This window comes from Luteibacter sp. KNZ12-1A, assembly GCF_056755675.1.
Genome location: NZ_JBPGXU010000133.1, coordinates 1 through 9,547 on the forward strand (window position 1 = coordinate 1; position 9,547 = coordinate 9,547).

Sequence of the window (9,547 nt, forward strand, 5' to 3'; positions counted from 1 at the left end):
GGCGAACCGGGGCCTCTTCCATGTCGTGCGTCAGAGCGTGTACGCACCCAGGACGCTTACGCCCGAGTACGCCTTGACTCCCTTCACGGTCAGCGTCCATGTGCCGGCCGCCGGCTTGCCGGCAGTGAACGGTTCGCTGTTGCCCGGACGGTTCGGCTGGTCCTTCACCTTGCCGCTCGGATCGGTCACCGAGATCGACACGTCACCCGAGCCACCGAAGGTGCGCAGGGTCAGCGTCTTCGCGTTGGCCGGCACCGTCAGGAGGTAGACGGTGCTCGCACCGGCCGCACCCTTCTGGTTGCCCAGCGCGGTGTTGTTGCTCAGCACGATGCCCGGAGGCGCCGGCGGCGGACCCCATGCGTCGTACTGCGACTGCGTCTCCGCATCGGACAGGCATGCGTTGAGGCTGGTGGCCTGGCCGGCCGTGATGAGGCCATCGGTGGCGAGCTGGCCGGCATAGGCATGCACGGCTGTGCGGTAGTCACCGACACTCGCGGCGGCACCGGCGAGGATCTGCGCATTGGCGATCACGTTGGCGCCGATGATCACGCCGCCCGGCACGAGGGTCGGGATGCCGGTATCGCAGGTGAGCAGCTTCTGCGACGTGCGGTTGAGGCCCCAGCCGATGTCCTGGAACAGCGCGGGCGTCAGGTCGACGTCGATCTGGCCGACGAGATCCTGGCTGATCGCGTATTCCATGATCGCGTTCGGGGTCAGGCGCGTGTCGTAGTGCGAGAACGACGAACCCTGGGCGAGCACGGTCGGCGCATACAGCTGGACGTTGCCCTGTGCATCGGTGCCGGCGAGACCGGTGCCCGTGCCCACGGCGCCGGTCAGGCCGGTGAGGTTCGCCTTCAGCTTGTTGCCGTCGACCTGGCTCACCGCGATCACCGGGATGTTCACCGGCGAGGCGGGCGTGCCTCCCGGCGTGATGGCGCCGGCCTGGTTGTTGGCGATGAGCACGGCGGATGCGCCGGCCGCCTGCGCGTTGAGCGTCTTCACGGTGAAGTCGCAGGTACCGCGGTCGATCAACGCGATCTTGCCCGCGATCGCCGAGCCGTTGGTGATCGCCGCGCAACCGTCGGCCGGCGAGGCCTGGACCACGCTGCCGGTGAAGTTGGACGAGGTCGCCGTCGGGCCGAACGCGGCCTGCGAATAACCGTAGTCGCCCGCCGCCGCGGCCGGTGCCGTCACGCGGAAGACATTCGGCGTCCCGAGAGCCAGCGGCGCCTCCGCCTTCACGGTGGCGCCGGTGAACACGAGCTTGCCGTCGTCCAGTGCCGCCGTGACGCGCTGCGCCGGCGTGAGGTCGTACCACTTCTTCATCTGCGTGTCGTTGAAGACGAAGGTGGAATAGATGTCAGGACGCGCCACGCCGTCATCGCCGACGTACGGCGAACCGGTGGTCAGGCTGTTGAAGCCGGAGAAGCCCAGGCCGTGGGCCATTTCGTGGAGCACGACGTTGAGGAAGTTGATCGAGCCCGCCGGCGTCTTGCCATCCAGGCCGAAGTACCAGCGCGAACCCTCCAGGCAACCCGGCGTTCCGAGTGCACCGTTGAACTGGCTCTGGATATCGGCTTCGCCCGGCACGCCGTCTTCGTGGGTCAGGGCATCGAACAGCGCCGAGTGGTACCAGGTGTTGCGCACGGCGCCAGGCGGCAACGTGCTGGCGTCGTCGAAATAGAAGATATACGTGGTGCCGGAGGAACCGAGCACGCCCGAGGTGGCATCGCACGACAGCGGCTCGAAGGTCGCGTTGTTCACGATCGTGACGTCGCTCTGCAACACGGCGCCCCAGATATCGGCGGCGAACTGGTAGACGTTCAGCGCCTGCTTGCCGACCGTGGTGCCGGGATTGCCACCGACCGGTGCGGCTGGCGTCGGGTCGTCGAGACCCTGGCCGGTGCCGACGTCCTGGTTGACGATCTTGATCTCGGCGGCCTGGGCACCGACCGTGGCGAACAGGCCGGCGGCGGCGAGCGCGGTGAAGAGGAGAGTGCGGCGGATCATCGGGTCACCTCCGGCGCCTTCGGCGCGGCCTGCACGCCATGGTCGTCGTGGTGCACGCTGAGCGTTCCGTCGGGCGCGCGTTCGGCCACGACGCTGCTCATCAGTTCCTGCGGCACGCGCACGGCCTTGGCGCGGACGCCGTTGCCGAGGCTCACCGTGCGGAACGTGGATTTCGCATCGGCCGCGGTGCGCGGCTGCGCCGACAGCGAGGCGGCCCGGCTGGAACGGACCTGGAAAGCCTTCGAAAGCGCCGCGCGCTCGGCCGCCGTCGGCTCGCGGAGGCGGCCGGTCGAAGGATCGATAGCGACCTGGACGCCCTGGACCATGACGGTCTGGGGCTGGGTCGCATGTGGCGTATCGGCGGCATGTGCCGCCCCCGCCACCGTGAAGATGCCCGTCAGCACGAGACCCAAGGCCTGTGCCAGTGATCGTGAAGTCATTACCCATACCTCCCTAGTGCGGCGCCGGGACCCCTCCCTGCACGCCCACCGGCGAAGACCCCCTCGCCGGCGTAAACACTCGAGGATTCGACGTTCCCCTCAACGCCAATCCCTGCCCGCCGGCGCGCACGCGCCAGCGGTGACGATTCATGACGTGGTGATGCCCCGGTGCATGGACTTGCCGCGGCGACATGGTGCGATCGAACGATTTACCATCTGCACTACCCCTTACCCTTGGTACTGCTGGCGGACGGCCGGTTGCCGGTCGTCATCCCTTTTGATGTCCTGGCGGACGTCCCCTGCGAAAAGGTCGAATAGATCCTTCTTGCGCCCTCCGGCGCGTCGTCTTATTGACGGCGGTCGTTGGAACGTAGCAGCAGGAAAATGCGAACGTCAATCGTTTGACGCAAATTTCCGTGCCCTCCAAACATACGTGCGGGAAACCCCGCGCAAACGATGATCAAACGTCTGGATAGGTTTTCAATTCATAGCCTTGCGTGACAATAACGTCCTGTTACATCTCTACAACAATGGTCTCAAAGCGAAAAAAATCATGGACTTGATCGATATCGGCGCCAACCTGACCCACGATTCCTTTCGTCAAGATCTTGACGCCGTACTGACCCGTGCGACGGCCCACGGCGTGGGGAAGATGGTCGTCACCGGCGCTTCACGTGAAGGCAGCACGCACGCCCTCGAACTCGCCCGCGCCCACGCCGGACGCCTCTACGCGACCGCCGGGGTGCATCCTCATCACGCGATCGACTACGACGAGGAAACCCATGCGCTGTTGCGCCGGCTCGCGAATGAGCCGGAAGTTCGCGCGGTCGGTGAAACCGGGCTGGACTACAACCGCAATTATTCGCCGAGGGACGTCCAGCGGGAGGTGTTCGAACGTCAACTGGAGATTGCCGTCGAGGTGGGGAAGCCCTTGTTCCTTCACCAGCGCGACGCCCACCACGATTTCCTCGCCATCCTGAAGCGATATCGCGATCGCGTCCCCGCGGCCGTGGTGCATTGCTTCACCGATACCGGCGAAGCACTGCGCGACTATCTCGACCTGGACTGCCACATCGGCATCACCGGCTGGATCTGCGACGAGCGCCGGGGCGCGCACCTGCGCGAGCTGGTGAAGATGATTCCCGCAGACCGGCTCATGCTGGAAACCGACGCGCCCTACCTGCTCCCGCGCACGATCCGCCCGATGCCGAAGGATCGTCGCAACGAGCCGATGTACCTGGCACACATCCGCGACGAGGTGGCGAGGGATCGTGGCGAGACGCGAGAGGCATTGACCGAGGCAAGCGTGCGCACGACGGAAGCCTTCTTCCACCTCGCCACCTGACCGCTCGCCCCCCGAAGCAGTACGCCGCGTATCCAACCATCTGGACGGATCGTCAGCCCGAATGCAACCCCGTCAACGCCGCTTCGGCGAGATCCACCTCGCGCAACAATGTCTGCAAGGTTTCATCGTTGATCTCGTGGCTGCGGCGTAGCGCATACAGCTCGCGCCGCTCCGCACGTAATGCGGCCAGCCGCATCACGCGTTCCGTGCCTGCCTCGGCGCGCGCCTTCTCCGGCACGTCGCCTTCCTCACCCGCGGCCTCGAGCCGTTGCTGGTAATCCGCCATGACGCGAGCGGCGACGCGCGAGGCCAGTGCCACGGCATTCTCGTCGCCACCGGCCTCCACGCGCTGCTGTTCACCCGCGATGCCGCGCAACGCCGCTTCCGCGGCCAGTGCCCGCGCCTTGCGCTCCTCGCGCACGCGCGGATCTTCGCCGGGAATCTTCAATCCCTTCACGGACAGCGGCAGGCCGATCGCACCGAACAGCAGCGTGCAAAGGATGACGCCGGTGGCGAGGAGGATCATCAGGTCGCGCACGGGGAACGGCACGCCACCGCTTTTCATCAGCGGCAACGAAAGCACGCCGGCCATGGTGATGGCCCCACGCACGCCCGCCAATGCCGTGGTCCAGACCAGTCGCGTACCGACTTTCGGACGTTTCTCACCGCGATGCAGCGCACGCATCAGCATGAAGCGCAACGACACCCACACCCAGATGAAACGCAACACGACGAGCGCCAGGGTGATGGCGACCACGTACGCAGGCAGGTGCCACATCGCCCCACCACCCGCCTGGACAAGGTCGTTCTTCGCGCCGTCGACGATGCCTGGCAACTGCAGGCCGAGCAGGAGGAAGATCAGGCCGTTGAAGGTGAATTCCACCATCGACCATACCGCGCCGTTCTGCATGCGCGTCGCGACATAGCCGCCCTTGAGCACATCGGTGTAGTTCATGGTCATGCCCGCGGCGACGGCGGCGAGGATTCCCGATACTTCGAAATGTTCCGCGAGCAAATAAGCGGCAAAGGGAAGCAGGAGCAACAGGGCCACCTGGCTCGCCGGATCGACCTCGTCGCTCCACCGCACGAGGCGCCGGCGGAAAATGCCGAACACGTAGCCGACAAAGGCACCGGCGGCCACGCCGCCTAGTGCCATCACGGCGAAATCGCCCGCCGCCGCCGCGAGCGAGAACCGGCCCGTGAGCTCCGCCGCTATCGCGAACTGCAACACCACGAGGCCTGAAGCATCGTTGAGCAACGCCTCGCCAGAAAGGATGTGCATCAGGCGTGGCGGTATCGTCGAATCGCCGGTGATCGATGTCACCGCCACCGCATCCGTCGGCGACAAGACCGCCGCGAGGGCGAATGCCACCGCGAGCGGCACGGTGGGAATCATCCAGTGCACGAAATAACCGATGCCGAGGATGGTGAAGAACACCAATCCGATGGCGAGCGCGAGGATCGGACCGCGCAACAGGAACAGTTCGCGCTTCGGGATTCGCCAGCCATCGGCGAACAGCAACGGCGGAATGAAGAGCAGGAAGAACAGTTCGTGGTCGAATTCCACGTGCATGCCGAATGGCCGCGCCAGCAGGGCCCCCAAGGCGATCTGCAACAGTGGCAATGGCAACTTCACCGGCAAGACGCGGACAACCGCGCCGGAAAGGGCGACGACCAGGAGAAGCAAGAGGATGGTGATGACGAGATCCATCGCGCGACGCTATCCGGGGCGGCGCGGATAGGCAACCGATGCGACGTCGAAGGGTGGCGAAAAGGCAATAAACGGGTGGATCGAAACTCCGTCGTGGAGAACGCCCTGGTGGGAGCCGACCCTGTCGGCGATCCCGCGGCAGCGGGCCAGGTTGCGACGGGCCCCACCGCTGACAGGGTCGGCTCCCACCAGGGTTCTCCCCAGACGATGGTGAAACCGCAGCGCAAAGCGCCGTCCCATCTTTCTCGATTCTTTGTGCTCTCCCCCCCGGACTTCCGTGAAGAACTCTTTTCATTCCTTGACTGCTTTATGTCTCCGGAAAGCAGCGAAAATTCTTCGTTCCGCATGAAAACTTTTTCATCTTCGCCTTAACGCACCGCGCATCTTCCTGCGTCAGCCATGCGGACAACCGCATTCCTCCGCCACGTCGGCCTTGCGATCCGGGCATCCGGCCCTTGCGCCCACCGCGTGCACAAGAGGGACAAGAACTTTCGTTCATGCAACTCGCATTGAGTGCCGATGTCGGCCGGGCGTAGTTTGCGCTCGCTTGTTGCAGTTTCGTTAACGGCAATACGCGGCGCATCGATGCGGAGGAGATCGACGCCATACAGGGGCCCGGACGGCCATCACGTGAACCACTCCGTTCCGTTCGTCGAGGGATGACGGGACGACTTGAAGCATTTGGCCAATGGCCGGGGAGATCACCATGGATTCGCGTTACTCAATGGAGCGCACCAGGCGGCGCTCGTTATCGTTCGCCATCGCGCTCGGCCTCGGCCTGGTCGCCACGGGCAGCTTTGCGCAGAGCACGGTCGGCGCCGTCTACGGCACCGCCGATGCCGGGGCGCAGGTCACCGCCACCAATACGGGAAGCGGGCTGAGCCGTTCCGCCACCGTCGGTGGCGATGGCCGCTTCAACATTTCTTCGTTGCCTCCGGGCGACTACAAGATCACTTCCACCAAGGGTGGCCAGAGTTCCACGCGCGACATCCAGATCGTCGCCGGCCAGGGCTTCAACCTGAACCTCGCCGCCGGCAATGCGGCCGGCGCGGCCAATGCGAATGCGCAGGACCTGACGACCGTGTCGGTGACGGCGAACGCGCTGCCGCCGATCGACATCACCTCGAGCCAGACCAACACGGTCATGACCTCGGAACAGATCAAGCAGCTGCCGCTGGCGCGCAACCAGACCGCCGTGGCCCTGCTCGCACCCGGCGCGACCAAGGGCGACAGCGCCTTCGGCAACCTGGCCTCCTTCGGCGGCGCGTCCGTCGCCGAAAACAGCTACTACGTGAACGGCTTCAACGTCACCAACTTCTTCCAGAGCCTCACCTATTCGCAGGTTCCGTTCGAGGCGATCGACCAGGAGGAAATCCAGGACGGCGGCTACGGTGCCGAGTATGGCAATTCCACCGGCGGCGTGATCTCGGTGAACACCAAGCGCGGCACGAACGAATGGAAGGGCGGCGTCGATTTCACCTGGGACCCTTACCAGTTCCAGGCCAAGCAGCCCAACATCTACTTGCAGAACGGCAGCCTACTGCAGAACAACCGGCACAACAGCAACTACGTGGTCGGCAACAACAACACCGGCAACGCCACCGACTTCGGCCAGCGCTGGAACGCGTGGCTGGGCGGTCCGCTGATCAAGGACAAGTTGTTCATGTTCGCCCTCGTCGGCGGCACGCGCACGGCCGACGAGCATTACGGGGATTCCTCGGGTAGTGGCAACTTCAACAAGACCACGATCAAGGACCCGCGCTACCTGGTCAAGCTGGACTGGAACATCAACGAGAGCAACATCCTCGAATACACCGGATTCAGTGACAGCAGCACGCAGCAGCAGAGCATCTACGGATACAGCTACGACGCCGACGGCCAACCGCATCGGGGCGACTACCTCGGCCAGGTCTACGACAAGACCGGCGGCATGAACAACATCCTGAAGTACACCAGCTACATCACCGACGATTTCACGATATCGGCGCAGTACGGCAAGAGCACCAACCGGCGCGACGAACGCGCCACCACGGCCGATGGCACGCTGGAAGAATACGACGGCAACATCTTCAACGCGGCCAATTCGCCCGGCTGCCCCCTGATCGTCGACAACCGCATTCCGGTCAGCAACGGCGGGACCGCCGCCCCGCACTGCTCGTTCACCAGCGGGTTCCTCAACACGCCCGACGGCGAAGACAAGCGTAACGCCGGCCGCATCGACTTCGAGTACCACCTCGGCGACCATGAGTTGAAGGCCGGTTGGGCGCGCGACCACTTCACCACCGACACCGGTACCGCCTACGAGGGCGGCAGCCGCTGGACGTACATCTCCCAGCCGGAAGCCATCCTCGGCCACGCACCCGGCCTCGATCCGGCGGACAGCGTCGTCGAACAGACCGTGTTCGCCACCGGCGCGAAGGTGGGCATCACGCAGAAGTCGTACTACCTGCAGGACAACTGGCACATCACCGACAACTTCGTCGCCCGCATCGGCGTGCGCAACGACGGCTTCGAGAACACCAACAGCCTCGGCCAGACCTATGTGAAGCAGGTGCACAGCTGGCAGCCGCGCCTTGGCTTCTCGTGGGACGTGCATGGCGATTCGACGCTGAAGATCTATGGAAGCGCCGGCGATTATTCGCTGCCGCTGGACGGCAACGTGGCCCTGCGCGGCTCATCGGCCTCGCTGTACCAGAACCAGTACTTCAGCTACACGGGCATCGATCCGGTGACCGGCGCACCCACCGGTCTCGGCGCCTTGCCCGCGGCGTATGCGGCGGCCTTCCCGTCGCGCACCGGCATCATCTACTCGAACGGCGAAGCCGGCGTGGTTCCGAATCCGGGTGCCGTCGCCACCAAGGACCTGAAGCCGTTCAAGCAGCGTGAGTTCATCCTGGGCGCGCAGCAGCAGGTCGCCGACTGGACCTTCGGTGCCAAGGCCATCTACCGCAAGGTGCTGACCGGCATCGACGACTCCTGTGACTTCCGTCCGATCGCCAAGGCGGCCAACGCGCAGTACGGGCTCAACCTCGACACCACGAGCCTGACCCCCGCCGACGCCAACGTCCCCGGTTGTTACATCTTCAATCCGGGCAGCTCGGTGACACTGCGTACGCCGGTGGATGCCACCGGCACGCTCTACGACATCCACCTTCCGGGCGTGGACGTGGGTGAGCCCAAGTACAAGCGCTCCTATCTCGCGTTGCAGTTGACCGCCGAGCGCAACTTCGACAACACCTGGTACCTGAAGACGTCGTATGTCTTCTCGCATACGCGGGGCAATGCCGAAGGTGGCGTCGATTCCAGCAACGGCCAGGCCGATACCGGCACGACCGAGTTGTTCGACTATCCGGAGATCATGGCCGGTTCGAACGGCTACCTGCCGAACGATCGCAAGCACACGTTCAAGATCTACGGCGCGTGGCAAATCAACGACGAGTGGCTCGTGGGCGCCAACGGCGTGTTCCAAACCGGCCGCCCGGAGAACTGCTACGGCCTGAACCCGATCGACTCGCAGGTGGTCGGCGGCTACGGCTCGGGCGCGTACCTCTACTGCGACGGCATGGTGGTCCAGCGCGGCTCGGTCGGCCGCACGCCGAGCTACTGGAACATCGACCTGAACGCTTCGTACAAGCCGGTGTGGGCGAAGGGCGTCACCCTTTCGGCGAACGTCTTCAACGTCTTCAACAAGCAACACACGACGTCGATCAACGAAGTGGGCGAGGACGACAGCGGCAATTCACTCTCCGGAAGCACGTACAAGATCCCCACCAGCTTCCAGCAGCCGCGCTACGTGCAGCTGTCCGCCGAGTACGACTTCTCGCTCTGACGCTCCACCACAAGAAGACAACGGCGCGCGCCCCTGGCGCGCGACCGATGCAACCTCCCCAGATCGCCGCCCGCTCCCACGGGCGGCTTTTTTTATGGCGTCGATGGAAGGCTTTGAGGGAAGCAGGCCCTGGTGGGAGCTGGCCCAGGTAGGAACCGGCCCAGGTAGGAACCGGCCCAGGTAGGAACCGGCCCTGTCTCTTATACACATCT

Annotated in this window: 5 protein-coding genes; 2 read left to right on the top strand and 3 right to left on the bottom strand. The window is 64.7% G+C overall.

Features of this window, described 5'->3' with window-relative positions; translation table 11 throughout:
* Nucleotides 1–30: 30 nt before the first annotated feature.
* Both ACR9ZJ_RS17785 and ACR9ZJ_RS17790 read right to left on the bottom strand, forming a co-directional pair.
* The gene (locus ACR9ZJ_RS17785; RefSeq protein WP_481281732.1) at nucleotides 31–2,010 is read right to left on the bottom strand and encodes a PA domain-containing protein; all 1,980 of its coding nucleotides are present in this window, start codon (nucleotides 2,008–2,010) and stop codon (nucleotides 31–33) included.
* Nucleotides 2,007–2,450: a post-PEP-CTERM-1 domain-containing protein gene (locus tag ACR9ZJ_RS17790; RefSeq protein ID WP_448096110.1), complete on the bottom strand. Its 444-nt coding sequence runs from the start codon at nucleotides 2,448–2,450 to the stop codon at nucleotides 2,007–2,009. Before ACR9ZJ_RS17790 ends, ACR9ZJ_RS17785 begins: the two co-directional genes overlap by 4 nt.
* A 553-nt stretch (nucleotides 2,451–3,003) precedes the next feature.
* Between ACR9ZJ_RS17790 and ACR9ZJ_RS17795 the strand changes: the two genes are divergently transcribed.
* Nucleotides 3,004–3,795 carry a TatD family hydrolase gene (locus ACR9ZJ_RS17795; RefSeq protein WP_481288510.1) on the top strand — a complete coding sequence of 264 codons (792 nt, stop codon included), beginning with the start codon at nucleotides 3,004–3,006 and terminating at the stop codon, nucleotides 3,793–3,795.
* 52 nt (nucleotides 3,796–3,847) lie between these two features.
* Here ACR9ZJ_RS17795 and ACR9ZJ_RS17800 read toward each other — a convergent pair whose 3' ends face one another.
* On the bottom strand, nucleotides 3,848–5,506 hold the full coding sequence (locus ACR9ZJ_RS17800; protein WP_481288511.1) for a Na+/H+ antiporter: 1,659 nt from the start codon (nucleotides 5,504–5,506) through the stop codon (nucleotides 3,848–3,850).
* Between the two features lie 706 nt (nucleotides 5,507–6,212).
* Between ACR9ZJ_RS17800 and ACR9ZJ_RS17805 the strand changes: the two genes are divergently transcribed.
* On the top strand, nucleotides 6,213–9,335 hold the full coding sequence (locus tag ACR9ZJ_RS17805; RefSeq protein ID WP_481281737.1) for a TonB-dependent receptor domain-containing protein: 3,123 nt from the start codon (nucleotides 6,213–6,215) through the stop codon (nucleotides 9,333–9,335).
* Nucleotides 9,336–9,547 lie beyond the last annotated feature (212 nt).